Below are 26,105 nucleotides of genomic sequence, written 5' to 3'. Positions count from 1 at the left end.
GTAAAATGTTTGCGTTCCGGCCGGCAAATCTCTACAATGATTTAGTTGAAGAGACAAATTTGGCTAAAGCGAGGTACATACGGTGGACAACATGAACCCGAAATCGATCATCGTCATTTTTGGGGCGACGGGAGATTTGGCAAAACGGAAGCTGTTTCCGTCCCTTTACCGCCTGTATGAAAAAGGGCATTTGAACGAGCGGTTTGCCGTCGTCGGCGTCGCGCGCCGCCCGTTATCGGCCGATGAGTTCCGCCATTACGTGCGCGACTCCGTCGAAACAGCGCTCAACCAAGAGCTTGCAGACGGCAAGTTCGCCTCCCATTTTTATTATCACCCGTTTGATGTGACGGAAGCTGAGTCCTATCAGCGCTTAAAAGCGCTGCTTGAACAGCTCGATGAGACATATCAAACAGAGGGGAACCGCATCTTTTATTTGGCGATGGCGCCGGAATTTTTCGGCACGGTGACATCGCGCCTGCAGTCGGAGCGGCTGACCGATACGCGCGGCTTTAAACGGCTTGTCATTGAAAAGCCGTTCGGCCATGACTTAGCGAGCGCCCAAAAGCTGAACAGAGAAATCCGCCGCGTTTTTTCCGAGCGGGAAATTTACCGGATCGACCATTACCTTGGCAAAGAAATGGTGCAAAACATCGAAGTGATCCGCTTCTCGAACGCCATTTTCGAGCCGCTTTGGAACAACCGCTTTATTTCGAACATTCAAATTACCTCAAGTGAAACGCTCGGTGTTGAGGACCGCGGCCGCTATTACGACCATTCGGGGGCGCTGCGCGACATGGTGCAAAACCATATGCTGCAAATGGTCGCCTTGTTGGCCATGGAGCCGCCGATTCGGCTTACGACCGATGACATCCGTCATGAAAAAGTGAAAGTGTTGCGCGCGCTGCGTCCGATTGCGCACAACGAAGTCGATCAATACTTCGTGCGCGGCCAATATGGGCGTGGGATGATCCGCGGGAAAGATGTGCCGGCGTACCGCGAGGAGCCGAACGTCGACCCGGATTCGAATACCGAAACGTTCGTCGCTGGGAAACTCCTGATCGACAACTTCCGCTGGGCCGGCGTGCCGTTTTACATCCGCACCGGCAAACGAATGGCGGAAAAATCGACGAAAATCGTCGTCCAGTTTAAAGACGTGCCGATGAACTTATATTACCGGACGAATGAGACGATCGCCCCGAACTTGCTCGTCATCCACATTCAGCCCGATGAAGGCATCACCCTTCATTTAAACGGCAAAAAAACCGGGGAATCGACGACAACGACGGCCCCGTTTCAACTCGATTATTGCAACAACTGCATCGATGGCATCAACACGCCGGAAGCGTATGAAAAGCTGCTGTATGACTGCATGCGCGGCGATGCGACGAACTTCACCCACTGGGATGAAGTGGCGGCGTCATGGCAGTTTGTCGATGTGATTTCCGATGTTTGGGCGAACACAAAAGCCGCCGACTTCCCGAACTACGAAGCCGGCTCGATGGGCCCGGCGGCGGCCGACGAACTGCTTAAAAAAGACGGCTTCCATTGGTGGCCGATTGAGCATCCGAAACCGTAATAAACGAGTCGGCGCCAACCATCGATTTCCTTTTTCCACTGCCTGACACTTGATAGCCAATTACTTGCGGGGCCGAATCGGCCCCCCTCTATTCTTAAGCGAAAAGGAGCGAAAAAACAATGAACATGTACGATGTCACCGCCCCGATTTACGAAGGGATGCCGGTTTACAAAAACAAACCGGAAAAACAGCCGAAGCGCACAACGGTGACGAACGGCTATGTAACGGAATCGCGCATTGACATGGACGTGCACACCGGCACGCACATTGACGCCCCTCTTCATATGGTTGAAGGCGGCGCGACATTTGAAACGATTCCGCTTGACCGCCTCGTCGGCCCGTGCAAACTGTTTGATTTGACGCATGTCAACGACCGAATCACGAAAGACGACATCGCCCATCTGGACATTCAGGAAGGCGACTTCGTTTTGTTCAAAACGAAAAATTCGTTTGAGGATGCGTTCAATTTCGAGTTTATTTTCGTCGCCGAAGACGCGGCCCGCTATTTGGCCGCCAAACCAATCCGCGGCGTCGGCATCGACGCGCTCGGCATCGAACGGGCGCAAGAAGGCCACCCGACCCATAAAACACTGTTTTCGGCCGGCGTCATCGTCATCGAAGGGCTGCGCTTAAAAGACGTCCCGCCAGGCTCGTACTTCATGGTCGCCGCCCCGCTCAAACTCGTCGGCACCGATGCCGCCCCGGCGCGCGTCTTGCTGTTTGACCGCGAGCCGTAAAAACAGCCGGCCCCTTGATGGGACCGGCTGTTTGATTATTCCAAATCGAGAAGCCCCCTCTTCCACGCATGAGCGTAGGTAGAAGAGCGTTCAACATTCATTCTCATCATTGTTGTTGTCCCCCTCACAATTTCTTACTACACCAAAAATAATATGATTTTCAATGATTGATTAAGCATACAAATAAGACGTATAATAAAAGTAAGTATGAAAAGGGTTTAGGAAGGAGCGAAACGCACCAATGGAGAAAATGAATGTTTCGGATCAACCATCGCCGGTCGTCATGAAAGCGACAAGCAAGCTGTCCAGCCGAGGGCAAGTGGTCATTCCTGCTGAAATCCGGAAAACATTGGGCCTCACCGAAGGCGATGATCTGACGTTTATTGTCAACCAAGATGGAGAAATAAAAGTGGAAGTCACGAAGAAATATCGCTTGTCACAATTAATCGGCATTCTCAAAACCAATCAGCCGTTCCGCCCCGTTGAGGAAATCCGAAATGAAGTATATCGTACGATGGGAGCAAAAGAATTGAAAGACGGGGAGGAAAACTAAGTGGCTCGCAAGCTGTGGATTGACACAAATGTCGTGATTCGAATCATGACCGGCCATCCCCAAGAGCTTGCGGAAGAAGTTGGGGACATGTTGCAGAAAGTAGAAGCAGGGGAATTGATTTTGCGCCTGAATCCACTCGTCGTCGCAGAATGTTGCTGGGTGCTGGCCTCCGTCTATCAAGCATCGCCGTCCGACATTTCCGCCGCCTTATTAAAGTTTACCAACGGGATCGGGATCGAAACAGAGGAAAAAGATGTTGTGCAACAGGCGCTTCGAGATTATGGCGAGAAAAAGGTAGATTTCATTGACGCGTATATCGCCGCTCATGCAAAAGCGAATCCCCCAGAAGATGTTGTGACTTGGGACAAACATTTTAAACGGTTGCACATTCGCCACGGCCGCCCTAAAGACTGGTAAAAAGGCGGGGGCTTCCCCGCCTCTTTTTACAGCTCTTCCCCGTTCGTGCGAATGACGCGCTGGAACCAATAAAAACTTTTTTTCTTATAGCGCTTCAAATCGCGCAAGTTTTGATCATCGCGATTGACGAAAATGACGCCGTAGCGCTTGCGCATCTCGCCTTGCGAGCTTAACAAGTCGGTTGCCCCCCACATTAAATAGCCGATCACCTCGACCCCTTCTTCGATCGCCAGCTTCATTTGTTCGATATGGCGGCGCATATAGTCGATCCGCTCATCATCTTCGATCATGCCGTCCTCATTCAGCTCCTCTTCAAGCCCGATGCCGTTTTCGGTGATGAAAATCGGCATTTCGTAACGGGCGTACACGTCTTTTAAGGCAATCCGCAAACCGATCGGATCGATCGCCCAGCCCCATTTCGTCTTCGGCAAGTGGGGGTTCGGCGCAAGACCTTTGATGATCCGCTCATCCTGTTCCTGATGGCGGACGATTTGGCTTTGATAGTAGCTGAATGACAAAAAGTCGACCGTCTGCGTGCGCAGCAATTCCTCATCGCCTGCCTCAAGCGGCAAGCGGATCCCCTTTTTCTCTAGCCGCCTCGTCACATAACGCGGATAAACGCCGCGGGCGAACACATCAAAGAAGAAATCAATGAACAGCTCTTTCGCCTGCACGTTCGCCAAAGCGTCTTCCGGTCGGCATGTTGCCGGATACGTTGTCAAATACGTCGCCATTCCGCCGATCTTCGCCTCGGGAGCGATCTCGCGCAGCGCCTTCACCGCCTTGGCGTGGGCGAGAAAGACGTGATGGCAGACGCGGTAGGCAAACGCTTCCGGGTCTTCATCATCCGGGCAGATCGCCCCCCATAAATGCGGTTGTTCGAGCACTAAGTTTTGTTCGTTGAACGTCAGCCAATAGTTTACTTTTCCGCGGTAGCGCGCAAACACGGTGCGTGCGTACCGTTCAAACAAATCGACGACCTTCCGCGAGGCAAAACCGTTGTATTTCTTCGCCAACGCCAGCGGCAAATCAAAATGGTACAGCGTAATAACCGGTTCGATGCCGTTCGCTTTCAGCTCGTCAAACACGGCATCATAAAACGCCAAGCCCGCTTCATTCGGCTCCCCTTCCCCGTCCGGAAAAATGCGCGTCCAGGCGATGCTCGTCCGGTAGGCGGTAAAACCGAGCTCCTTGAACAAAGCGATGTCTTCTTTGTAGCGATGGTAAAAGTCGACCGCCACTTTCCAATCGGAATGGCCTTCCGGAATCGGGCGCGCATCGACGATCGACAGCCCTTTGCCGCCTTCGTTCCACGCCCCTTCCGTCTGGAACGACGTCACCGCCCCGCCCCATAAAAAGCCGTCGGGAATGATCGATTTGCGTTGTGATGGCATGACAAATCCCTCCACGTGTAAACAAACAATAATCGTGCGCCTTATGTTCAGGCGCCATGATGACACAGTTACCTTTTGTCAGAACAAGACAGGAAAAGGGGCAAGATCGGTCAAAACATCAACGTCTTCGATACGAAAAAGATCGAGGTTAGAAAGCAATTGAGAAACTGTCCGCTTGGCACTTTCTCTGTAAAAAAAACGGATCTATACATCCTGCTTTCTCGGCAACTTGTAATGATAATTGTGCCGTTTGTTTTCGATAACTAGTTCCCCCATTTTGCTGAACACGTAACTCTTGACGTAGCTCTTCGAGAAATTCCGGAAAAGACACTGCAGGTTCCTCTCTTGTCCTGTTATTCATGATAGTTGCCCCCTTTCCTTCGCAACTTATTTTTACCTAATATTTTATCACATTCTCTCTAAGGACCAGGGAGAAAAGGATCAGGTTGTCTCCCTTCCTTGATCATGTGCTCATCGATCCATGAGGCATGGACCTCCATGTCGGCAGGTGAGAGGGCATCGACTCCACCCATGGAGTCCGGTTCATGTCTCTTTTTTGTTTGGTTGTCAATGTATCGAATTCGCTTATCTACAGGTTGAAAAGTGGGAATAAAGGCTCTTGTTTTTTGAAAATTTTTTAATAAAAATTCATTGTAAATATATTAAAGGGAAATAGCGGGAGAACTTCTCTTCATGAATCGAAAAAAACGATTTGCCTTATTTCTCGCCGTGCTGATGGTCATATTCTTTTTCATCTACATGTTTGAAGAACAAGTGCTGCGCTTTTTAGACTACAAAGCGGTCAAATTGACGATGCTGATCTCTTTAATCACGATTATTGTCGGCGATGCCATTTATCGCCGCGCGTAATCAGATGCCTAGCGTGAACGGAAAGGTCCGCCGGGCGATAATGTCGGGCGACTTCCATGCGATGGAAACGGTTGAGACGAAGTTTCACCAAGCGCCAAAAACCCTTAGAACCTTATGCGGCTCTAAGGGTTTTTTGCTTACTTCAACCATTCCGTATGGAAAATGCCTTCCTTATCGACGCGTTCGTACGTGTGGGCGCCGAAGTAGTCGCGCTGCGCTTGGATCAAGTTGGCCGGCAGCACCGCGGTGCGGTAGCTGTCATAGTACGCGAGGGCGCTGGCGAATCCTGGCACCGGAATGCCGCGCATCGCTGCGGTGGCGACGATTTCGCGGAGCGCATCTTGATAGCGTTCGACGATGTTTTTGAAGTACGGATCCAAGAGCAAGTTCGGCAGCGCCGGATCGCGGTCGTACGCCTCTTTAATTTTTTGCAAAAATTGCGCGCGGATGATGCAGCCGCCGCGGAAAATCATGGCGATGTCGCCGTAGCGCAAATTCCAGTCGTATTCGTCAGATGCGGCTTTCATTTGCGCAAACCCTTGGGCGTATGAGCAAATTTTGCTCATATAAAGCGCGCGGCGCACCGCTTCGATGAAGTGGGCGCGGTCGCCTTCAAACGGCTTCACCGCTGGGCCTGCCAGCACTTTGCTTGCTTTCACGCGCTCGTCTTTCATCGCCGAGATGAAGCGGGCGAATACCGATTCGGTGATGATCGGCAGCGGCACGCCTAAATCGAGCGCGTTTTGGCTCGTCCATTTGCCCGTCCCTTTTTGCCCGGCCTTGTCCAAAATGACATCAACCAACGGCTTGCCCGTCTCTTCATCGATTTTTGTGAAAATGTCAGCGGTGATTTCGATTAAGTAGCTGTTCAGCTCGCCTTTGTTCCAGTCAGCGAACACTTCATGCAGTTCATTGGCATCCATGCCGAGCACGTGTTTGAGCAGGAAGTACGCTTCGGCGATCAGCTGCATGTCGCCGTATTCGATGCCGTTATGCACCATTTTCACGTAATGGCCGGCGCCGTCCGGACCGATGTACGTCGTGCACGGCTCGCCGTCAACTTTGGCGGCGATGGCTTCAAAAATTGGGCGCACGAGCTCATGCGCTTCTTTTTGTCCCCCCGGCATGATCGATGGGCCTTTCAGCGCCCCTTCCTCACCGCCGGACACACCCGTGCCGATAAAGTGGATGCCGAGTTCAGCGAGCTCTTTGTTGCGGCGCTGCGTATCCTTAAAATACGTGTTGCCGCCGTCGATTAAAATATCGCCTTTTTCCAGATGCGGCTTCAGCTGTTCGATCGTCGCGTCCGTCGGCGCTCCCGCTTTCACCATCAGCAAAATTTTCCGCGGTTTTTCCAAGGCGTTGACGAACTCCTCAATGCTGTATGTACCGACAACGTTTTTTCCTTTCGCTTCTTCTAAAAATTCATCCGTTTTTTCGTGCGAACGGTTGTACACCGCCACCGAATAGCCTCTGCTTTCGATGTTGAGCGCCAAGTTTTTCCCCATGACCGCCAGTCCGATGACGCCGATTTGCTGTTTCGCCATTGCCAACGTTCCTTTCTATTTTTGTTTGTTCACCAAACAACATATCATAATGGGCCGCTTGCCTGCAAGTTTTTCTAAACCGATTTATGAATGATCGGTAAACGCCTCCTGCCATTTTCATGCAAAAGAAGGGGCTTGGCGCCCCTCTGTGCTTAATAACCTCCGTAATGCGGGAAGCCGTACGGCGAAAACGGATAATAGCCGTAATGCATGCCATACGGGAAGTGGTGGTAGCCGTCATATCCCCCGTGCCAATGATGATGATGGTGATAGCCGTACGGGTGGTAGCCGTAGCCGCCGACGTACGGCGGGTAAAAGCCGCCCATATATGGGCCGAACGGTCGAACCATGGAAACCCCTCCTCCTTGGTGTGTCAGCTTGCTTCCATGGTTAGGATATGCGCGGAAAACAAAACGGTATAGGCAAACACCTATACCGCTTCATCGGGCTGGACAGCAGCCACTTGCTCTCGAATCTCTTCCGCCTCCTCCAAATGGTTGAACAACACGCGCGGATCGAGCACGGTCAACAATCGATCAGGCAACGTCGCCATTCCAACTAAATATGGCGTCCGCTCAGAGGACATCAACTGAAGTGGTTGAATGCCTTCCTGTCCGATATCGGCGATCTCCTTCGCCTCGTCGACGATAAAGGCGACGGACAAACCGTCCACCGCCGCGACAATGAGGCGCGTCTGATCCGTTTCCTCAATGGCGCGGCCGTACAGCAGCTTCCGCATGTCCAACACCGGCACAAGCTCGCCGCGAATGCGCACGACGCCAGCCATATAGTCCGGCATGTGCGGCACTGCCGTTGGCGCCGTCACTTTTTCAATCGAGACGACATAGGCAATCGAAATGGCGTACTGTTCGCGCTCGACGCGAAAGACCACATATTTATCCATTCCCCGGCTCCTCCCTTTCTGAAAAAGTCGAAATAGGTTGCCCCCATCTCAACACGTTTCTACTTTATTTATCGGCATTTGGCGCTGAATGTTTACGGCAGCCAAAAGAAAAGAGCACCCGTTTGCGGGATGCTCACTCGGCATTGGCCACTTCTTCGACAATGGCGACGACCATTTCCGTCAGTTTCACCAGCTCTTCAATCGGCATCCGTTCGTTCGTTGTATGAATCTCTTCATAGCCGACAGCAAGATTGACGGTCGGAATACCGAAACCGGCAATGACGTTGGCATCGCTGCCGCCGCCGCTTTTCTCCAGCTTGCACGGCCGTCCGATGTTCGCCGCCGCCCGTTTGGCGACCTCGACGACATGGTCGCCGTCGCTGAACTTAAAGCCCGGGTACATCACTTCCACTTCGACATCGGCGCGCCCCCCCATTTCCGCGGCAACCGTTTCAAACGCCTCTTTCATTTTCGCCACTTGCGCTTCCATTTTTTCCGGAACGAGGGAACGGGCTTCCGCTAAAATATCAACGCGGTCGCAGACGATGTTCGTTTGCGTGCCGCCCTCAAAGCGGCCGATGTTCGCTGTCGTCTCCTCGTCGATGCGGCCGAGCGGCATTTTCGCGATCGCCTTCGCCGCAATCGTAATGGCAGACACTCCTTTTTCCGGCGCCACGCCGGCATGGGCGGTTTTGCCGTGCACAACGACTTTCAGCTTCGCCTGCGTCGGGGCGGCGACGACGATGTTGCCGACTTTGCCGTCGCTGTCCAAGGCATAGCCGTATTTCGCTTGAATGAGCGACGGGTCAAGCGCCTTCGCCCCGACAAGCCCCGACTCTTCGCCGACGGTGATGATAAACTGGATTACGCCATGCGGGATGTTTTGTTCTTTCAACACGCGAATCGCTTCCAACATGGCCGCCAAGCCCGCCTTGTCGTCCGCCCCTAAAATCGTCGTCCCGTCGGTGACGACATACCCATCGCGAATCGACGGCTTCACTCCTTTGCCCGGCACGACCGTATCCATATGCGACGTGAAGTAAATCGGGTCGATCCCGTCTTTCGTCGCCGCGAGCGTGCAAATCAAGTTGCCGGCGCCATGCCCTGTTTTCGCGGCGGCATCGTCTTCGATGACCTCAAGGCCGAGCGCTTCAAACTTTTGTTTCAGCACCTTGGCGATCTCACCTTCATGCTTCGTTTCCGAATCGATTTGCACAAGTTCCAAAAATTCGTCGACAAGACGCTGTTCATTCACCATCCGTTTCTTCCTCCTATGTATAGATTCCACTTCAAGTATACCGGAAGTTTCCACTCAACGCCAAACCGGACGCCGGAACGATCGGCACGCACAGCGCTGACAGCCGCGTTCGCAATGCGCGGGCGCGAGCTCCCGGGTTCGACAGACGAAAAAAATCCGTGAGCAATGGGAAGGCGCAGCAGCGGAATGAGCCTGATGGACGCCAATCCGTATGCGAAAATGGAGGCCAAGCAACAAAACGGGGCCCCTTGACCCCGTTTTTACAGCGGAATGTTGCCATGCTTTTTCTTCGGCCGCTCTTCATGCTTATGGCGAAGCATCTCGAGCGCCTGGATGAGCTTGATTCTCGTGTCGCGCGGGTCGATGACGTCATCGATCATCCCGTATTTGGCGGCGACGTACGGGTTGGCGAAGGTTTCCCGGTATTCTTCAATCTTTTGCGCCCGCGTCGCTTCCGGGTTCGGGCTGTTTTCGATTTCACTGGCGAAAATAATGTTCGCCGCCCCTTGAGGCCCCATGACGGCCACTTCGGCGTTCGGCCACGCATAGACGACATCGGCGCCGATCGATTTGCTGTTTAAGGCGACGTACGCGCCGCCGTACGCTTTCCGCAAAATGACCGTAATTTTCGGCACCGTTGCTTCCGAGTAGGCGTACAAAATTTTCGCCCCATGGCGGATGATGCCGCCGTGCTCCTGCTTGACGCCCGGGAAAAAGCCGGTGACGTCCTCAAACGTAATGATCGGGATGTTGAACGAATCGCAAAAGCGGATGAACCGCGCCGCTTTGTCGGACGAATCGATGTCAAGGCCGCCAGCCATAAACTTCGGCTGGTTGCACACAAGCCCCACCACTTCACCTTTGATGCGGGCAAAACCGACCACGATGTTTTTCGCAAAATCTTTTTGCACTTCCAGAAACGAACCGTCATCGACGACGTGGGCGATCACATGGCGCACATCGTACGGGCGAACGGCGTCAATCGGCACGACGTCGGCCAAATCGGGCCGGTAGTCGTCCCCGTCCGGAATCGGGCCAAACGGCGGCTTTTCGTGATTGTTTGACGGCAAATAGCCAAGCAGCCGCCGCACCTCGGCGAGCGCCTCCTTCTCATTCGCCGCCGCAAAATGGGCGTTGCCGCTGATCGTGTTGTGCACGCGGGCGCCGCCTAAATCTTCGGCGCTGATTTTCTCCCCGGTCACCGCTTCAATCACTTTCGGGCCAGTGATGAACATTTGGCTCGTTTTTTCGACCATGAACACAAAATCGGTGATAGCCGGCGAATAGACGGCCCCGCCGGCGCACGGCCCCATGATGACGGAAATTTGCGGAATGACGCCGGAGTAAATGGCGTTGCGGTAAAAAATGTGCCCGTACCCGTCCAGCGACAAGACCCCTTCTTGAATGCGGGCGCCGCCCGAATCATTCAAACCGATGATCGGCGCCCCGGTTTTCGCCGCCAAATCCATGATGTTCGTAATTTTTTTCGCGTGCATTTCCCCAAGGGCGCCGCCGAAAACGGTGAAATCTTGCGAAAACACAAACACCGTGCGGCCGTTGATTTTCCCGTAGCCGGTGACCACCCCATCGCCCGGCCCTTTTTTTTCGCCGAGACCAAAGTCGGTGCAGCGATGCTCGATGAACGGATTCAGTTCGACAAACGTTCCTTCGTCCAAAAGCAAGTCAATCCGCTCGCGCGCGGTCAGCTTCCCTTTCGCGTGCTGCTGTTCGATTTTCTCGTCGCCGCCGCCCAGTTCAATCTCACGTCGGCGGTCATATAATTCATTGATTTTATCGTACATGTCGCTCATTGATGTCCCTCCGTTTTCGGCCGTTCGCAAAGTTCATACAACACGCCGCCGGTCGATTTCGGATGCATGAACGCCACCCATGCCCCGCCGGCGCCGCGTTTTGGCGTTTCTTGAATCATACGGATGCCGTGCTCCTTCAACTCGCGGATGCGTTCGGTGATGTCATCGACGCCAAGTGCTACATGGTGGATCCCTTCGCCGCGCTTTTCGATGAATGTCGCGACCGCGCTCTCCGGCGACAGCGGCTCAAGCAGTTCAATTTTCGCTTCTCCCGCTTGCAAAAACGCCACTTTCACCTGCTCCGACCCGACTTCTTCGATGCCGAGAAACGGCAGCCCGAGCACATCCGTATAAAACGGAAGCGCTTTCTCGATCGAGCGGACGGCAATGCCGATATGATCGACTTTTTTTACGTGCATCGTTTCGTCCCCTTTGCTGCGAAATAATCGGAACCGTTATGTATATTCGCCGTTTCGACAAAAAATCCTTCTTTTTGTTTTTTCTTGTCCGCTCCGCTGCGTACGGTTACAATAAAAACAGAACGGCGGGCGGAAGGAGGAAAAACCGTTGTCGCGCAAAACGCAAAAATTCGTCGTTTACTTAATGCTCATTTGCATGCTGCTGACGACGCTCCTTGCCGGCATCAGCATGTGGTTTTAACCTCTCTTTAGCGAAAAAACGCAAGCTTCGAAACAGAAAGCTTGCGTTTCTTCATTGGAGGACGCCGTAGCGCTTGGCAATGGCGGAAAACGACTCGTTGCTGCGGAGAATGAGCACGCGGGCGCCGATCGGTACCCGTTCGTACAAATGCTCGACATCGCGGTTGTGCATGCGCACGCACCCTTGCGAAACGTAGCCGCCGATCGACGCTGGGTTGTTTGTCCCATGAACGCCGTAAATGCGCCCGTCCGTCCCGCGCGCATCAAAACCGATCCATCTCGTGCCAAGCGGATTGTTCGGCGCTCCGCCCGGAATGTCTTTTTTCCGATAGTACGGATTTTCCGCCTTCACCGTCACGGTAAACAGCCCTTCCGGCGTCAGTTCGGCATTCACCCCCGTCGCCACCGGATAAACGGCCTCAATGCGACCGTCGCGGACGAGCGCAAGTTTGTTGATCGCTTTGTTCACAATCACAAGCGGCTTTATCTCCGCCGCCGTCTGAAACGGCGCAACCAACAGCACACTAAGCAGCAGGCAGAGTGCTAACGATTTACGCATATCAAGTATCAAGCCCCCCACCATTTGCTGACGTTTAGCTTTAGTGTGCGCCGACAAAGACGGGGGTATGCACATCGCTTCGTTCAGCCAAGCGGCAACAAACGACGCCTTTTGTCTGGTTCATTTCCGGGCTGGAACCCACTTTTAATGATTAAATATTGCTCCAATTCGCGCACCAAATGAAACAGCGCCGCCCGCTCTTCAAACTGTTCGCGCGTCGTTGGCAGCGGCATTTCCTTAAATTCCTCGCGCATCGCCGAAAGACGCCGCAAAAACCGATCGGCTGTATTTCCCGGGTGAATGGCATCGCTTAGTTCGTCGATAAAATCAGCGATCATCATCCGCTGCTCAACCGTGTACGTCAGCGACGTCACAAGCGGAAGCATATGCTCGATGATTTCCAGCTGCCGCTCGCGCATCCGGAAGTAGCGGACGTACTCGTCTTCGTTCCGCCATAGCTGGTTGTCGGCGTGGCGCATCGCGAGCGTTTTCGCCTGCTCAAGTATCGTCGCCGCCAGCGGCAGCTCCTTCCCATCCCAATCGAGCTCATTCGTGCGCAAATAGCGCACGATTTCTTTTAAAATGATGCGAAACAAATCCTCGACAATGCGCTGGTACTCTTTAAGCTGCTTCTCGGCGCTCGGCATGTACATGTTGACGATGAGCGCCACCCCGATGCCGACAGCGACCAACAGCAGCTCATTGACGACCCATTCCCATGTGATCTCCTTGGCCGCATACAAATGCAAAATGATCACCGAACTGGTCGCAATGCCTTCGTTGACTTTCAGCCGAACCGTCACCGGAATAAACACTAACAGCAGCAGCCCGATCGTCCACGGATGGTAGCCGAAGACGGCAAAAAACAACGCCGCAAACCCGATCGCGACAACGCACGCCGCCAAACGGGCTCGCGCGGTCTCCAGCGACCGCTTTTTCGTCACTTGAACGCACAAAATGACGATAATGCCGGCAGAAGCGAAGTTGTGAAGGCCGATCAACTGAGCGATGGCGATCGCCAGCGCCGCCCCGACCGCCGTTTTCAACGTCCGATAGCCGATTTTCATCGCGCCGTCTCCTTTGCCAATGTTTGCCGACTTCATTGTACCGATGACGGCGCTTTCGATGCAAGGAAAAACGAGCCACCTCAGCTCACGCGCCCTCAATCGCCAAGCCCCTGCCCCACCGCCGCGGAAGGGCAAAAAAAGACGGCTGTCCGCTCAGGCGGGACAAACCGATCTAGACAAAAAAAAGTACAGTGAACAGCCGTTCCATCCATCGTCTTCTGCCCGCACTCGATTGCCCGACCAATCGCTTCGTCAACGCGGCGAAAACAGTGCGGGGCATGAGTAAACGCCGACGATCTCGTCAATCTCCTCGTTGATTTTCCCCTTTTGTTTGCCGGTATAATCAATGCACAAATCAATGGCGGAGTTGCGGCGGCCGTGCCGCGCGCCCGCGAGCCGAACAAAACGGCTTTTTGAATGTCCTCTTCACCGGCGAAATACGCCATCAGCCGTTCAAACACGGTCAGGCTCATTCCATCGGTCACGGTCGATTATTTCTTTTTTGATATATTTCAGCCTCGCTTCGATTTTGTGGATGTATTCATTCTGAAAAAACCATTTCAAAAACAGCGAGAACAACCTAAGTCACTTGTAACGCTACTTGATGCAACATATCAAGACCTTGCGTCTGACAAGACATGGGAAGTACGCCGTAGACATTTATATTTACTTTACGCTGAGGAAAAGCTTTAACATGAATTGATTCAATTCTCGCCGTATAACATCCGTTGTTTTGAATAAGGTTAAACATGAACTCGCTATAGAAAGCAGGAATATATCCTAGCTTACACCCCTTATCTGTTAACACTTCTACCGCTTTAGCATCCCGCCTATTCTCCGGCTCTAACCGAAAATGCACTTTATCTCCCACTTTAAGATCTTGAATCACTTGATCTCCCTCGTAATACCTCCAACCGGCGACATAAAAATCAAAATCGAAATGATTTCCCAATACATAAATTGGTGCTACAAATTCATAAGAATCTGTCGCAAGTTTACCACCCGTTGCTCGTAACAAATCCATATCTGTACAATCATGTGGCAAACCATATGTGCGCAAAATTTCCAAAAAATCCGGGCGACGTCGGTCAGGCAAACGTCGCTCAAACGGTCCAAATAATCTGTCTGAAACATATTTTCTTTCCATATCCCGAAAGGCTAAATGGGGCTTATAACCGTTTTCCAGCGCCTCGAATAATCCTCTTCTTTTCCTGCTGTGTTCGTAATAAAATACATACTTTGTTCCATCATGCACTAAATTTCCAACATGATATCGCTGACGAGTACATTCATTTTGCCAAATTAACCATAGTACAAAAGGGCGCACCACCTTATCTCACCTCCATATACCAATTTAAAAGCCATTCCTTTCGCTGCTGTAGTAATTTTGATACCCATTCTTTGTAAATTTTACTCATGATGTTGTCTGAAATGCCATCGAAAACAGTTATGATTTCTTGTATATTTATTTGACTAATACGCTCAATTTCCCTCTTCACTTCCTTTGGATATAATTCATAAATGAAACTTAGTAATTCTTTATATTTAGGCTTCCTTTTGTGCGGAAGTCCGATTAAAGAGAAGCTCCGATTTGTAAAAGCATCAAACATTCTTTGATCTTGAAACATTTTTAGAATGCGTTCTTCCTTCAATTGATACCCTAGCGACGCTCCATTATCATATATAGGTGCAAGCTTGTAACCATTGTGGTGAACAATAACCCCCCAGTTATCACAGTGACGATCTTGATTTGCAATTAATGCGTCAAATATAGGAATTTGGACAAACTCTTTTTCAAGGTGAAATTCAGACAACACCTTTATTATATTAAGAAAATGATAATGTTTTAGATTGTAGCGATCAAAGTCTTCCGCAATTGTAAAGAATAAATCACCGCCTTCATAAAACTCTGCATCATCAAAAACAAAATTTCTTGACAAAACCCCTACTATTCCATCGTAAACGGCTAAATCGGCCTCCATCATATTTAACCCTATCCTTTGACCAATTTTTGATGCGACAACCTCCGCCCACGCTTCTCCGGTATTTCCCTTAGGAATTTTAAATAAATACCGATGGGTATTATCTGGATGGATCAACCAGAACTTCTCTCTTGTACCAGAGGCTTGCCGCTCTTCATCTTTTGTCCAATCGCTAACATCACATAATCCCATAATAATGATCCTTTTTTCTAGTTTTTAAAAAATTGATCACAAAAAAACCCCATTTTAAAGTTATTATACCATATGCATTGCTATTTGCCTTTATCCAAGTCTTCATATACATGATCACAAACAATCATGACGATGAAAAACCCCCGACGCCTTTTTTGGCTTCGGGGGTTTGTATTCACACTTCCTCACAATATTCGTCAAACAGCGCCTGCAGCTTTTGCACGACCGCCACCGGCTCGTGCCCTTCGATGTCGTGGCGGTGGAGCATGGCGCACAATTTCCCGTCTTTTAGCAGAGCGAACGACGGCGAGGACGGCGGCTCGCCGACAAAGTATTCGCGCGCGCGGGCCGTTGCTTCTTTGTCTTGGCCGGCAAAGACGGTCACTAAATGATCCGGACGCTTGTCGTAGTGAACGGCGTGGGCCGCTGCCGGGCGAGCGATGCCGCCGGCGCAGCCGCACACGGAGTTGATGAGAACAAGCGTTGTGCCCGGACGGCGAAACGCGGCGTCGACGTCTTCCGGCGTGCGCAGCTCTTCAAATCCGGCTTCGACTGCTTCACGGCGGGATTGTTCTACAAAATCATTGTACAGTGGAAATTGAAATTGGAACATCATGACACCTCCTTCGCTTTCCCTTTATCATATCATAGTTCACTGTCTCGCTTCCGCTCATACGCCTCGATCAGCTCTTTGACGGCGGCGGTGACCGGCTTGGCGCCGGAAATGACGCTGTTTTCGAGCATCGGGAGCTTTTCTTTCACGACCGGGTCGGCGAAAAAGCGCGTTTCAATATATTCTTTGATCATGGCGTGCATCCAGTCTTTTTGTTGCTGGCGGCGGCGATCGAAAAAGACGCCGGATCGCTTCGTCGTCTCGACGAACGTTTGGATGACGCGCCACATGTCGGCGATTCCTTCGCCCAGCAGCGCCGAGCACGTGTACGCTTTCGTCTCCCAGCCAGGCGTGGCCGGGCGAAGGTAATGGAGAAACTGGTTGTATTCTTTTTGCGCCGCTTTCGCTTTTTCTTTATTATCACCGTCCGCCTTGTTGATGACGATGGCGTCCACAAGCTCCATGATGCCGCGCTTCATCCCTTGCAGCTCGTCGCCGGCGCCGGTTAACGCCAGCAGGAGGAAAAAGTCGACCATCCCGCGGACGACAAACTCGCTTTGCCCGACGCCGACCGTCTCGACGAGGATGATGTCATAGCCGGCCGCTTCGCACAGCATCATCGTCTCGCGCGTTTTCCGGTGCACGCCGCCAAGCGCCCCGCCCGATGGCGACGGACGGATGAACGCAAGCGGATGTCGGGCGAGCGTCTCCATCCGCGTTTTGTCGCCGAGGATGCTGCCGCCGGTCAACGAGCTCGTCGGGTCGACGGCCAAGACGGCGACCCGGTGCCCTTGTTCGCACAAAAACGTCCCGAACGCTTCAATGAACGTGCTTTTCCCCGCCCCCGGCACCCCGGTGATGCCGATGCGGATCGAGCGGCCGACGTGCGGAAGGAGGGCATGAAGCACGTGCTGAGCAAGATCGATATGACGAGCCGCATTGCTTTCAACCAACGTAATCGCCTGCGCCAACATCGTGCGGTCGCCGGCGAGCACCCCTTGGACGTACTCGTCCACCGACCGCTCTTTCCGCCTCACGATCCGCTTTGGCGCCGGCGGGCGTTCGGCGTGCACGTAGGATGACGCGCTCTCGCCGTCCGCCCATTCCGGGCGGCGCGGCGGCCCATCTGAAGCCGCGCTCTGGGCGCTTGTCTGTTCCCATCGTTTCTCTTCGCCGTTCATTCGCTCACGTCCTCATAGCCGAGCCGGGCGTAAATTTCATCGAGCACTTTGTCCGCCGCTTCCGGGATGACCGTGCCTGGCCCAAAGACGGCGGCGGCGCCGTGTTCATACAGGAACGCGTAATCTTGCGGCGGGATGACGCCGCCGACGATGACTAAAATATCGTCGCGGCCGAGTTTTTCGAGCTCGGACACAAGCTGCGGCACGAGCGTCTTATGGCCGCCGGCGAGCGAGCTGATGCCGACGGCGTGCACGTCGTTTTCGACCGCCTGGCGCGCCGTTTCTTCCGGCGTCTGGAAGAGCGGGCCGATATCGACGTCAAACCCTAAATCGGCAAACGCGGTCGCGATCACTTTCGCCCCGCGGTCATGGCCGTCCTGCCCCATTTTCGCAATCAAGATGCGCGGACGGCGCCCTTCGAGTTCGGCGAATTGCTCCACCCGTCGCTTCACCCGTTCGAGCTGCGCTTCGTTTTTGTATTCCGAACTGTAGACGCCGCTGATCGAGCGGATGGCGGCGCGATGGCGCTTCGCCACTTTTTCAATGGCGTACGAAATTTCCCCAAGGGTGGCCCGGACGCGCGCGGCCTGGACGGCGAGCTCAAGCAAGTTCCCTTCGCCCGTTTCCGCCGCTTTCGTAATCGCCTCTAGCGCCGCTTCGACCTGCTCGTTGTCGCGGGTCGCCTTCAGCTCGTTCAGCCGCTCAATTTGCCGCTTTCGCACAGCGGTGTTGTCCACTTCCAAAATGTCAATCGGCTCTTCTTTTTCCGGACGGTATTTGTTCACGCCGATGATCGTTTCCGCCCCTGAATCGATGCGCGCTTGGCGGCGGGCCGCCGCTTCTTCGATGCGCATTTTCGGAATGCCGGTTTCGATCGCTTTTGCCATCCCGCCTAAGCTTTCGATTTCTTCAATATGCGCCCACGCCCGCTTCATCAGTTCGTTCGTCAACGTCTCGACGTAATACGAACCGGCCCACGGATCGATCGTGCGGCAAATGCCCGTTTCTTCCTGCAAGTACAGCTGCGTATTGCGGGCGATGCGCGCCGAAAAATCGGTCGGCAAGGCAATCGCCTCATCGAGCGCGTTCGTATGGAGCGACTGCGTATGCCCCATCGCCGCCGCGTGCGCTTCAATGAGCGTGCGCACGACGTTGTTGAACGGATCTTGCTCGGTCAAGCTCCAGCCTGACGTTTGCGAATGGGTCCGTAATGCGAGCGATTTCGGATTTTTCGGGTTGAACGTTTTCATCATTTTCGCCCACATGAGACGCGCCGCCCGCATTTTCGCCACTTCCATAAAGTAGTTCATGCCGATCGCCCAGAAAAACGACAGCCTCGGGGCGAACGAATCGATGTCAATGCCCGCTTTCAAGCCGGTGCGCACGTACTCAAGCCCGTCCGCGAGCGTATACGCCAGCTCCAAATCAGCCGGCGCCCCGGCTTCTTGCATATGGTAGCCGGAAATGCTGATGCTGTTGAATTTCGGCATGTATTTGGCCGTATAAGCGAAAATGTCGGCGATGATGCGCATCGACATCTCCGGCGGGTAAATGTACGTGTTGCGCACCATATATTCTTTCAAAATATCGTTTTGGATCGTGCCCGACAATTTGTCTTGCGTCACCCCTTGCTCTTCGGCGGTGACGATGTAAAACGCCATGATCGGGAGCACCGCCCCGTTCATCGTCATCGACACCGACATTTGGTCGAGCGGAATGCCGTCAAACAAAATTTTCATATCGAGCACCGAATCGATGGCGACCCCTGCTTTGCCGACGTCACCGACGACGCGCGGATGGTCGGAGTCATAGCCGCGGTGCGTCGCCAAGTCAAAGGCGACCGACAGCCCTTTTTGCCCCATCGCCAAGTTGCGCCGGTAAAACGCGTTGCTTTCCTCCGCCGTCGAAAAACCGGCGTATTGGCGGATCGTCCACGGCCGCACGACATACATCGTCGGGTACGGCCCGCGCAAGTACGGCGGCAGCCCGGGCAAGTAATCGAGAAAATCGAGCCCATCGATGTCATTTTTTGTATAAAGCGGCTTCACGGCAATGTGTTCGTTCGTCTGAAACAACAGCTCACCGATCGACGCTTGCACGCGCCGCTCCACCGCGTCTCTCCACTGTTTCTCCTCCACATCAGCCGCTGCCGCGGAAAGCGTCATCTTGGTAAAATCAACGTCCTTCGCCATCCAACGCCACCCCTCTTTCCGTGAAAAACGCCACGATCACATCGTACGCGTTCGAACCGAGATGGATCGCCCCGTCCACGCCCGCATCCGCGTACGTGTTCTCGAGCTCTTCCGGCGGTTTTCCGGCGACATACAGCTTCGCGTTCGGCTTGGCTTGCTTGAACGCCTCGGCCAACGCCGGAACGAACCCCGGGTAGTCGTCATCCGCGCCGCACACGATATAATGCGTCCCATTCGTGTTCCGCACCCATTCGATCGCTTCCTCGACCGAGGCAAAGCCATCGCTTCGCTCAGCCGCCACCCCGCCGGCCGCAAACAGCCCGGCGATGAAATCGGCGCGCGCCTGATGGCGGACAAGCGGCCCGAGATTGATCAAGTGAACGGAAAGCCGGCTTCCCGTGCGCTCCGCATGCTCCTCGGCCGCCTTCCGCAGCCGTTCAAACGGCTCAGCCAAACGCCGTGTGTGAATCGGCGCGATGGCCGCCACCTCGTTCCCATCGACCAGCGCCGCGGCCATTTCCCGAGCGGTTGCTCGACGGCGGGCCGCACGAATCATCGTTTCCATCCACTTTCCGCCGACAAGCGTGCGGCGAATGTCGGCCGCCCGCTGTTCATCCAACGGCAGCACCATGTTCACTGCGGTTTGCTTCGGCTTTTCGATCGGCGTTTCCTCCAAATTGGCGTACACGTTCGTGCCGACGATTTTTTCTTTCCGCTGTTTGACGCGCTCGAGCCGCCGCTTGGCAACCGCCCCCACTTCCGACTGCACGAAGCCGTCCTGAAGCGCTTGTTTCATGCCGCCTTTTTCCTCGACTTGCTGAAACAGCTTCCACGCTGCTTCGGCAAGGTTCGCCGTCAATGTCTCCACATAATACGAGCCGCCCGCCGGATCGATGACTTGAGAGAGATGCGCCTCTTCAAGCAAAATGAGCTGCGTGTTGCGGGCGATGCGCCGCGAAAACGCATCAGCGAGCCCGATCGCTTCGTCAAACGGCGACACGTGCACGCCATCGGCGCCGCCGACAACGGCCGCAAACGCTTCCGCTCCGGCGCGAAGCATGTTCACATACGGGTCGTACACCGTTTTTGTAAAGGGCGACGTGCGCACATGCAGTTCGATGCGCCGTGATGATTCGCTGCCGCCAAACGCTTCGATCACTTGCGCAAACAACCGCCGCGCCGCCCGCAGCTTGGCGATTTCCATGAAAAAGTCGGCTCCGACCGCCAGCGACACTTGCATCCTTGTCGCGATGTCATCAATCGTCAAGCCCCGATCCAGCCCGGCGCGGATGTACTCGACGGCCGACGCCAACGAAAACGCGAGCTCCTGCACGGCGTTCGCCCCGCCGTTATGGTACGGCTCGCCGCGCACGAAAATCGTGCGAACGGCCGGCATTTGTTCCATCGCCCACTTCGTCACTTCCGCCATTTCATCAGCCAGCCGCTCAAGCGAACACGGGAGCGTCCCCTGTTCCGCCCAGGCGCCGAGCGGATCCATGCCAATGGCGCCGCGCACGCTCGAGAGCAAGACGCCTCGTTCCTTGAAATAAGCGGCCAAAAGCGCCAAAAACGGAAGCGACCGCGCCCCGGCGTCCACACGGAGCGAGTAGCGGTGAAGCGGCACGCCATCCAACATCGCGGCCACATCCTCCACCGACTCGACGGCAAACGGCAGCCGCCCGAGAGCGAAATGGATTTCCGTCTGTCCCCGCGCTAAGTCATGCTTCACCGCCTCGTTCCAGTCGGACGGGCTTGCCGCCGAAATCTCTTGGCTCACCTTCCACGGCTCGCCCCGATACCCTTCCGGCCGCGCCCCGCGCACGTAATGACCAAAGCCCGGATACTGCTCCAGCGGGCCGAGCGCCTCTACATCGCGGCGCGTATAAAGCGGTTTCACCGCTATGTTTTCGTACGTCATCGTCACCAACCGCTCGAGCGGCTTGCCTTTCAGCGACCGTTCCGCTTCTTGCTCCCACTCCTCCATCGGCGGAGCCGGAAACGCCGCTTCCTTCATCTTCGCGACATCGCTCATTCCCCATCCCCCTTTGCGTCTTTCTGCCAAAAAGAAACCGCTTTCGTTTTTTCGCCTGAAAACGAGCCGCACCCGATGGCGCCTCACGCCAACCGAATGAAGCCGCGCTTTGGTGGGAAAAAACGGGTTCTATGTTTATTGTAGTACATCGACCGCGTTTGGGCAATGAACAAAACACCTTGTTTCTGGCTGTTGGCAAAGGAGAGCTGCGCACCAAACCGCGACGGTGCGCTTTTGTTTCCGACTACATGATTCAACCGAAGAGTCGTTCCCTGAACGTTCCCCATCAACCGGCAATGCCGCGTTCGTTGCGCTAGGCCGTCGAATGAATGCGACGATTAGCGCTATCAAAATCAAGCAGCGTTTGTTCCGCGTTCGTTGCGTTAAGCCGTCCAATGAATGCGACATCGGCTGGTGAAACCTAGAAGGCTGGTGATTTAATCTTGGATCCAGCTTTGCAATGTCATTTCTCAACTAGAAAAACCTTGGTGCATCGGTCCTGCCTTTCACGTGTTCTCCCATTGATGAAGGAACTCAGCCGTTTTTCACCGGCCTTCTAGGAGACTGGTGATTTCGTGCAAAATGCTACTGATTCCATCCATTTCTCAATTAGAGAAACTTTGCAGAACCAGCTTTCTTTTTTGAATGAAAATGCCGCCGATTGGTGTGCGACAGCGGTTTTTCACTAGCCTTCTAGGCAACATCACCGCCTAGCGGAAAGGTCAACCCGTTTGTTCATTGGAAAATGTTTCGCAAATCGATGAACAAATCCTCCCATCCATGAACGGGAACGGTGTCATCGCGGCTGTACACTCCGCGAAGTTCGAACTTCCCTGTTTTCTCACGCAAATACACTTCCACGACTTGATTCGCCGGGTCAACGATCCAATATTCCTTCACCCCAGCCCGCTCGTACGCGATCCGTTTGTCCATCCGGTCGATTTTGGCCGTAGCGGGAGACAAGATCTCGATGACCAAATCTGGAGCACCGACAATGCGGTTTTTTTGAATTTTGTTTTTGTCACAGATGACCACAAGATCGGGACATACCCAATTTCGGACGTTTTCATCCATCCATCCCTTGCGATGATCTTCAAAAAGGTACACGTCGATCGGGGCGGCCAACACGCGACAATCCTTTCCTCTGAAATACATCCCGAATTCGACCGAAAGCTGGAGCGAAATCGATTGGTGTTCCGGTGTTGGCGACGGCGCCATGCTGATGATATTCCCGTCCAACACCTCACACCGTTTTCCTTCCGGCCATGTCGCATACTCTTTGTAGGTCATCGGGGCCTGTTCCTTTTCCCTTGAACCCATTTCCTCCACCTGCCTCCGAATTTTTATATTGATGATACACCATCCGTTCCTTTGTCTTGAACGTATGTTTCTTCCCCTTCCCTAACGAGCGGCAGGCGGACAGATACCGTCGTCCCGCGGCCAAGGTCGCTGTCGAACTGAATGGCGCCGCCATGAAGGGCGACGATTTGCTTGACGATGGCCAGCCCTAAGCCGGTGCCGCCTTCTTTGCGAGTGCGGGCGCGGTCGACGCGGAAAAAGCGCTGGCCGAGAAGCGGGAGCTGGTCTTTCGGGATGCCTTTTCCCGTGTCTTCGATCACGAGTTCTCCTTCTGCTTCCGACGGGCGGGAAAGCCGCACCGTCACCGCGCCGCCTTCCGGAGTGTAGCGGATGGCGTTGTCAAGCAAGTTGCGCATGACTTGTTCGAGCCGATCGGCGTCGCCGTTGACGATGACGTCATAGTCCAAATCGCATGACAGTTTGATCCGCTTTTGCGCGGCGATCGGTTCGTACATGGCGATGACATCTTCGATCACTTGGGCGAACGCCACCGGCGCGCGCTCGAGCGGCACGCTTTGCCCTTCAAGGCGCGCCAAATCGAGCAAGTCGCCAACAAGCCGCTCCATCCGTTCCGTTTCGCGGTGGATGAGGCGAAGGTACGCCTTTTCTTCTTCTTTCGTTTTCGCAAGGCCAGCCAGGAGCGCTTCGCTGTACCCTTTCATATAGCTGAGCGGCGTGCGCAATTCATGCGAAACGTTCGCTAAAAACTCGCGCTTTTGCTCGTCTTCTTTGGCAATGGCGTCGGCCATTTGGTTGAACGCCTTCGCCAGGCGGCCGATTTCATCATCACTCCGCACGGGGATGCCCGCTTCGTAGCGCCCTTCCGCCATGCGCTCAGCAGCCCGTTCCATCGCCTGCAACGGTTCGACCAGTTGCCGCACCATCCGTCGGCCGACAACCAAAAGCGCGGCGGCGAATACGGCGGCCAACGGCCAAAACGCGGCGGCTGCCCGTTTGGTTGCTGCTTGGACGTCGGCGAGCGGCATATACAAATAAATCGCTCCCATAAGCCGCTTGTCATCAAGAAGCGGAACGGCGACCGCCATCACGCGGCGGCCAAACCGCTTTTCGTAGCCGGTTTTGACAACCGGCTTCCCGGCTAGCAGCGTTTCCCGGTCGCGGCCGCTGACTAACGCGTCATAGTGGACCGGAAACGGAAAGCAGGCGCTCAGTTCGCGCGGGTTGTCGATCAATAGGATGGTGGCCGTCGATTTTTCGTCATACCATTCGATTTGCTGGCGGAATTCCCGAGCGATCGCCCCGCCCCGATAGTCGCGGGCGAGGTTCGTCCCTTCCGCGATCAACGTCCGCTCGACTTCTTTCATGTACACCGTTCGGTAAAAATAATTGAGAAGGCCAAAGGAAAACGCCAGCGTCACCACGACCGCGGCGCCGATCGCCAGCCATACTTTTTGTCCTAAGCGGAGCCGTTTCATTTCTCATCCCTCAAATTTGTAGCCGATGCCCCAGACGGTTTGAATGTGGCGGCCGGCGTCTTTCATCTTCATGCGCAATGTTTTCACATGAGTGTCAACGGTGCGGGCGTTTCCGGTGTAATCATACCCCCACACATGGACGAGCAAGTCGTCGCGGCTGAACGCTTGCCCGCGGTGTTTCGCCAAAAACAGCAACAGCTCAAACTCTTTCAACGTCAGTTTCACTGGTTCGCCGCCAACGGTCACGGTTCGTCCTTTTTCGTTGATAACGAGGTCGCCAAACTGCAACCGCCCATCGTTCTCGCGCCCGCGCTGCACCCGGCGCAGCACCGCCTCGAGGCGGGCGATGAGCTCTCCCGGGCTGAACGGTTTGACGATGTAATCGTCGCCGCCTAGCTTGAATCCTTTCACTTTATCCCATTCTTCGCCGAGCGCAGTCAAAAACAACACCGGCACGTCCGACTGCTCGCGGATGCGGGCGCAGACGGCGAATCCGTCCTGTTTGGGCATCATGACGTCCAATAGCACGGCATCGACCGAATGTTGGGAAAGCAGCGCCAGCGCCTCCTCCCCGTCTTCCGCTTCCAAGCAGCGAAAGCCGGCGTTTTCTAAATACATGCTGACCAACAGACGCATTTCTTCTTCATCATCGACGATCAAAACGGTTCGTTCGCTCATGTTCGTCCCTCCCGAATGAGCAGCTGCAGCGGGCCGTCGCCCGTCTTCCAGCGGGCGAGCGGCCGCAGCGTCCCTTCATCGACCACGATCATTTCATCGCTGTCATAGCTCGCGATATACAAACGGCCTCCTGCCGCTTCCATGGCAAACGGGTTGGCGCCGACAGAGACAGAGTCAAGCCGCTTCCCGCTTGGCAAAACCCGATAAACCGTATTCGAGCCATGGCTTAGCACAAACACGCCGCGATCTGTTTCAACAAAATCGACCGGCATGACCGGCGCGGCGATCGTCCGAAGCAAGCGGCCGTCTTGCAGCGAGTAAACATGAATATTCGTTTCCACACGGCTTCCGCTGCCGTGCCCGCCGACCCACAGCTCCCCTTGCTTCTCGCGCACCACTCCGCCTAAGGCAAACTTCGGCACGGCAAACGAACGGATGACGCGGCGGCGGTCCACATCGATGACCCTCGCCCGTTCGTCTTGAAAATCGATCACATACAACCTCGTTCCAGCGCGATTGACAAGCAGTGTCATCGGAGAGCGTCCGACCGAAAGGCGGGCGATCTCTTCCCCGTCCCGGCTCACAACGCGCACCGCGTGATGTTCGCTGTCGCCAAAAAACCACGTGCGGCCATCCGGGGATGGAGCAGCACTCACAATGCCGCTCCCCGTTTTCCACTCAGCCAGCGGCTTCCCGGTCGCGAGGTCGTACCGGTAAACGCCGTCAAGATCCCGCCCGTACAAAAGCAGCGTCCGGCCGTCCGCGCTCAACGCCCCGCCTTGAAACGGTTCGTTGATGTTCCAACGGGCGATCTTGCCGCCATTTTTCGCGTTCAAAAAGGTGACCGTTTCCCCTTTGACATCGAGGCTGATGACAACGGAAAGCGAATCAGCCACCGGGGGAAACGACGGATGGGCACAGCCGCTTAGCAGAAAGAAGCAACCTAACAGCATCCACACGCTCGCTCGTTTCATCTCGTTTTTCTCCTCCGCACGTTCGTTTCTGCCCTCATTATACCTCACATTTGTGAAAGAAGTTTGAAATCACGCCATGCAAAAACCCCCACCGCCAACCGATGGCGATGGGGG

The 26,105-nt window shown here is 54.4% G+C and carries 27 protein-coding genes; 6 read left to right on the top strand and 21 right to left on the bottom strand.

Features of this window, described 5'->3' with window-relative positions; all coding sequences use genetic code 11:
• Positions 1–82: 82 nt before the first annotated feature.
• From zwf to B9L21_RS04215, 4 genes are all read left to right on the top strand, one after another.
• Positions 83–1,576, top strand: coding sequence for a glucose-6-phosphate dehydrogenase (gene zwf, locus B9L21_RS04230; protein ID WP_063165358.1), 1,494 nt, complete (start codon positions 83–85; stop codon positions 1,574–1,576).
• Positions 1,577–1,695: 119 nt separating this feature from the next.
• On the top strand, positions 1,696–2,313 hold the full coding sequence (locus B9L21_RS04225) for a cyclase family protein (RefSeq protein ID WP_063165357.1): 618 nt from the start codon (positions 1,696–1,698) through the stop codon (positions 2,311–2,313).
• Between the two features lie 241 nt (positions 2,314–2,554).
• Positions 2,555–2,866 carry an AbrB/MazE/SpoVT family DNA-binding domain-containing protein gene (locus B9L21_RS04220; protein WP_033009042.1) on the top strand — a complete coding sequence of 104 codons (312 nt, stop codon included), beginning with the start codon at positions 2,555–2,557 and terminating at the stop codon, positions 2,864–2,866.
• Complete coding sequence (locus B9L21_RS04215) at positions 2,867–3,283, top strand: PIN domain-containing protein (RefSeq protein ID WP_033009041.1); 417 nt, start codon at positions 2,867–2,869, stop codon at positions 3,281–3,283. It begins immediately after the preceding gene.
• 26 nt (positions 3,284–3,309) lie between these two features.
• Here the strand turns inward: B9L21_RS04215 and B9L21_RS04210 are convergent, their stop codons facing one another.
• Together B9L21_RS04210 and B9L21_RS04205 are read right to left on the bottom strand one after the other, a co-directional pair.
• Positions 3,310–4,677: a glycoside hydrolase family 1 protein gene (locus B9L21_RS04210; protein ID WP_063165356.1), complete on the bottom strand. Its 1,368-nt coding sequence runs from the start codon at positions 4,675–4,677 to the stop codon at positions 3,310–3,312.
• Positions 4,678–4,825: 148 nt separating this feature from the next.
• Positions 4,826–5,038 (bottom strand): hypothetical protein, encoded by a 213-nt coding sequence (locus B9L21_RS04205; RefSeq protein ID WP_063165355.1) that lies wholly within the window; start codon positions 5,036–5,038, stop codon positions 4,826–4,828.
• A 332-nt stretch (positions 5,039–5,370) separates the two neighbouring features.
• Between B9L21_RS04205 and B9L21_RS17550 the strand changes: the two genes are divergently transcribed.
• Positions 5,371–5,547 (top strand): hypothetical protein, encoded by a 177-nt coding sequence (locus B9L21_RS17550; RefSeq protein ID WP_168157872.1) that lies wholly within the window; start codon positions 5,371–5,373, stop codon positions 5,545–5,547.
• A 137-nt stretch (positions 5,548–5,684) separates the two neighbouring features.
• On the opposite strand, the gene gndA is transcribed toward B9L21_RS17550, so the two are convergent.
• The 6 genes from gndA to mce all read right to left on the bottom strand — a co-directional run bounded on the left by gndA (position 5,685) and on the right by mce (position 11,486).
• Positions 5,685–7,094 carry an NADP-dependent phosphogluconate dehydrogenase gene (gndA, locus tag B9L21_RS04200; protein ID WP_063165354.1) on the bottom strand — a complete coding sequence of 470 codons (1,410 nt, stop codon included), beginning with the start codon at positions 7,092–7,094 and terminating at the stop codon, positions 5,685–5,687.
• A 152-nt stretch (positions 7,095–7,246) separates the two neighbouring features.
• The gene (locus B9L21_RS04195; RefSeq protein ID WP_063165353.1) at positions 7,247–7,444 is read right to left on the bottom strand and encodes a hypothetical protein; all 198 of its coding nucleotides are present in this window, start codon (positions 7,442–7,444) and stop codon (positions 7,247–7,249) included.
• Positions 7,445–7,524: 80 nt separating this feature from the next.
• Positions 7,525–7,998 (bottom strand): chemotaxis protein CheW, encoded by a 474-nt coding sequence (locus B9L21_RS04190; RefSeq protein ID WP_063165352.1) that lies wholly within the window; start codon positions 7,996–7,998, stop codon positions 7,525–7,527.
• A 133-nt stretch (positions 7,999–8,131) separates the two neighbouring features.
• A complete protein-coding gene (locus tag B9L21_RS04185) occupies positions 8,132–9,256 on the bottom strand; it encodes a tripeptidase T (RefSeq protein ID WP_063165351.1) in 1,125 nt (374 codons plus the stop codon).
• 260 nt (positions 9,257–9,516) lie between these two features.
• Entirely contained in the window at positions 9,517–11,067 is a 1,551-nt protein-coding gene (locus B9L21_RS04175) for an acyl-CoA carboxylase subunit beta (RefSeq protein WP_063165349.1), read from the bottom strand.
• Positions 11,064–11,486, bottom strand: a complete 423-nt coding sequence (mce, locus tag B9L21_RS04170) for a methylmalonyl-CoA epimerase (RefSeq protein WP_063165348.1) — start codon at positions 11,484–11,486, stop codon at positions 11,064–11,066. The genes B9L21_RS04175 and mce overlap by 4 nt, the downstream gene beginning before the upstream one ends.
• Positions 11,487–11,634: 148 nt before the next feature.
• Here mce and prli42 point away from each other — a divergent pair, with 148 nt between their 5' ends.
• Positions 11,635–11,727, top strand: a complete 93-nt coding sequence (prli42, locus tag B9L21_RS17545) for a stressosome-associated protein Prli42 (RefSeq protein WP_012820630.1) — start codon at positions 11,635–11,637, stop codon at positions 11,725–11,727.
• Positions 11,728–11,778: 51 nt separating this feature from the next.
• On the opposite strand, the gene B9L21_RS04165 is transcribed toward prli42, so the two are convergent.
• The 13 genes from B9L21_RS04165 to B9L21_RS04100 all read right to left on the bottom strand — a co-directional run bounded on the left by B9L21_RS04165 (position 11,779) and on the right by B9L21_RS04100 (position 25,991).
• Positions 11,779–12,285 carry a L,D-transpeptidase gene (locus tag B9L21_RS04165; RefSeq protein WP_063165347.1) on the bottom strand — a complete coding sequence of 169 codons (507 nt, stop codon included), beginning with the start codon at positions 12,283–12,285 and terminating at the stop codon, positions 11,779–11,781.
• Between the two features lie 83 nt (positions 12,286–12,368).
• Positions 12,369–13,352, bottom strand: a complete 984-nt coding sequence (locus B9L21_RS04160; RefSeq protein ID WP_063167308.1) for an aromatic acid exporter family protein — start codon at positions 13,350–13,352, stop codon at positions 12,369–12,371.
• A 95-nt stretch (positions 13,353–13,447) separates the two neighbouring features.
• Entirely contained in the window at positions 13,448–13,837 is a 390-nt protein-coding gene (locus B9L21_RS17870; RefSeq protein ID WP_225995615.1) for a nucleotidyltransferase domain-containing protein, read from the bottom strand.
• A gap of 95 nt (positions 13,838–13,932) precedes the next feature.
• The gene (locus B9L21_RS04145) at positions 13,933–14,679 is read right to left on the bottom strand and encodes an HIRAN domain-containing protein (protein WP_063167307.1); all 747 of its coding nucleotides are present in this window, start codon (positions 14,677–14,679) and stop codon (positions 13,933–13,935) included.
• 4 nt (positions 14,680–14,683) lie between these two features.
• Complete coding sequence (locus B9L21_RS04140) at positions 14,684–15,526, bottom strand: HipA domain-containing protein (RefSeq protein ID WP_063165346.1); 843 nt, start codon at positions 15,524–15,526, stop codon at positions 14,684–14,686.
• A 175-nt stretch (positions 15,527–15,701) separates the two neighbouring features.
• Positions 15,702–16,139, bottom strand: coding sequence for a BrxA/BrxB family bacilliredoxin (locus B9L21_RS04135; protein ID WP_063165345.1), 438 nt, complete (start codon positions 16,137–16,139; stop codon positions 15,702–15,704).
• Between the two features lie 32 nt (positions 16,140–16,171).
• Positions 16,172–17,320, bottom strand: coding sequence for a methylmalonyl Co-A mutase-associated GTPase MeaB (gene meaB, locus B9L21_RS04130; RefSeq protein WP_063165344.1), 1,149 nt, complete (start codon positions 17,318–17,320; stop codon positions 16,172–16,174).
• Positions 17,317–19,512, bottom strand: a complete 2,196-nt coding sequence (gene scpA / locus B9L21_RS04125; RefSeq protein ID WP_063165343.1) for a methylmalonyl-CoA mutase — start codon at positions 19,510–19,512, stop codon at positions 17,317–17,319. The genes meaB and scpA overlap by 4 nt, the downstream gene beginning before the upstream one ends.
• Complete coding sequence (locus B9L21_RS04120) at positions 19,496–21,544, bottom strand: methylmalonyl-CoA mutase family protein (protein WP_063165342.1); 2,049 nt, start codon at positions 21,542–21,544, stop codon at positions 19,496–19,498. Before B9L21_RS04120 ends, scpA begins: the two co-directional genes overlap by 17 nt.
• Positions 21,545–22,279: 735 nt before the next feature.
• Positions 22,280–22,864 (bottom strand): Uma2 family endonuclease, encoded by a 585-nt coding sequence (locus B9L21_RS04115; protein ID WP_063165341.1) that lies wholly within the window; start codon positions 22,862–22,864, stop codon positions 22,280–22,282.
• A gap of 23 nt (positions 22,865–22,887) precedes the next feature.
• Positions 22,888–24,339, bottom strand: a complete 1,452-nt coding sequence (locus B9L21_RS04110; protein ID WP_063165340.1) for a sensor histidine kinase — start codon at positions 24,337–24,339, stop codon at positions 22,888–22,890.
• Between the two features lie 3 nt (positions 24,340–24,342).
• On the bottom strand, positions 24,343–25,017 hold the full coding sequence (locus B9L21_RS04105; protein WP_063165339.1) for a response regulator transcription factor: 675 nt from the start codon (positions 25,015–25,017) through the stop codon (positions 24,343–24,345).
• Positions 25,014–25,991, bottom strand: a complete 978-nt coding sequence (locus B9L21_RS04100) for a hypothetical protein (RefSeq protein ID WP_063165338.1) — start codon at positions 25,989–25,991, stop codon at positions 25,014–25,016. The genes B9L21_RS04105 and B9L21_RS04100 overlap by 4 nt, the downstream gene beginning before the upstream one ends.
• Positions 25,992–26,105 lie beyond the last annotated feature (114 nt).

The organism is Geobacillus uzenensis (assembly GCF_002217665.1).
GTDB lineage: Bacteria > Bacillota > Bacilli > Bacillales > Anoxybacillaceae > Geobacillus > Geobacillus subterraneus.
This window is presented reverse-complemented; position numbering and strand designations above follow the sequence as displayed.

Bases quoted from the DNA above. Each gene is read 5' to 3' on its own strand.
- B9L21_RS04175 (WP_063165349.1), bottom strand. From the start codon at position 11,067: ATGAGCGACATGTACGATAAAATCAATGAATTATATGACCGCCGACGT.
- B9L21_RS04205 (WP_063165355.1), bottom strand. From the start codon at position 5,038: ATGAATAACAGGACAAGAGAGGAACCTGCAGTGTCTTTTCCGGAATTT.
- meaB (WP_063165344.1), bottom strand. From the start codon at position 17,320: ATGAACGGCGAAGAGAAACGATGGGAACAGACAAGCGCCCAGAGCGCG.
- B9L21_RS04190 (WP_063165352.1), bottom strand. From the start codon at position 7,998: ATGGATAAATATGTGGTCTTTCGCGTCGAGCGCGAACAGTACGCCATT.
- B9L21_RS17550 (WP_168157872.1), top strand. From the start codon at position 5,371: ATGAATCGAAAAAAACGATTTGCCTTATTTCTCGCCGTGCTGATGGTC.
- B9L21_RS04195 (WP_063165353.1), bottom strand. From the start codon at position 7,444: ATGGTTCGACCGTTCGGCCCATATATGGGCGGCTTTTACCCGCCGTAC.
- B9L21_RS04115 (WP_063165341.1), bottom strand. From the start codon at position 22,864: ATGGGTTCAAGGGAAAAGGAACAGGCCCCGATGACCTACAAAGAGTAT.
- B9L21_RS04225 (WP_063165357.1), top strand. From the start codon at position 1,696: ATGAACATGTACGATGTCACCGCCCCGATTTACGAAGGGATGCCGGTT.
- gndA (WP_063165354.1), bottom strand. From the start codon at position 7,094: ATGGCGAAACAGCAAATCGGCGTCATCGGACTGGCGGTCATGGGGAAA.
- B9L21_RS04100 (WP_063165338.1), bottom strand. From the start codon at position 25,991: ATGAAACGAGCGAGCGTGTGGATGCTGTTAGGTTGCTTCTTTCTGCTA.
- mce (WP_063165348.1), bottom strand. From the start codon at position 11,486: ATGCACGTAAAAAAAGTCGATCATATCGGCATTGCCGTCCGCTCGATC.
- B9L21_RS04165 (WP_063165347.1), bottom strand. From the start codon at position 12,285: ATGCGTAAATCGTTAGCACTCTGCCTGCTGCTTAGTGTGCTGTTGGTT.
- B9L21_RS04135 (WP_063165345.1), bottom strand. From the start codon at position 16,139: ATGTTCCAATTTCAATTTCCACTGTACAATGATTTTGTAGAACAATCC.
- scpA (WP_063165343.1), bottom strand. From the start codon at position 19,512: ATGGCGAAGGACGTTGATTTTACCAAGATGACGCTTTCCGCGGCAGCG.
- B9L21_RS04185 (WP_063165351.1), bottom strand. From the start codon at position 9,256: ATGGTGAATGAACAGCGTCTTGTCGACGAATTTTTGGAACTTGTGCAA.
- B9L21_RS04105 (WP_063165339.1), bottom strand. From the start codon at position 25,017: ATGAGCGAACGAACCGTTTTGATCGTCGATGATGAAGAAGAAATGCGT.
- B9L21_RS04220 (WP_033009042.1), top strand. From the start codon at position 2,555: ATGGAGAAAATGAATGTTTCGGATCAACCATCGCCGGTCGTCATGAAA.
- B9L21_RS04120 (WP_063165342.1), bottom strand. From the start codon at position 21,544: ATGAGCGATGTCGCGAAGATGAAGGAAGCGGCGTTTCCGGCTCCGCCG.
- B9L21_RS04110 (WP_063165340.1), bottom strand. From the start codon at position 24,339: ATGAAACGGCTCCGCTTAGGACAAAAAGTATGGCTGGCGATCGGCGCC.
- B9L21_RS04160 (WP_063167308.1), bottom strand. From the start codon at position 13,352: ATGAAAATCGGCTATCGGACGTTGAAAACGGCGGTCGGGGCGGCGCTG.
- B9L21_RS04140 (WP_063165346.1), bottom strand. From the start codon at position 15,526: ATGGGATTATGTGATGTTAGCGATTGGACAAAAGATGAAGAGCGGCAA.
- B9L21_RS04210 (WP_063165356.1), bottom strand. From the start codon at position 4,677: ATGCCATCACAACGCAAATCGATCATTCCCGACGGCTTTTTATGGGGC.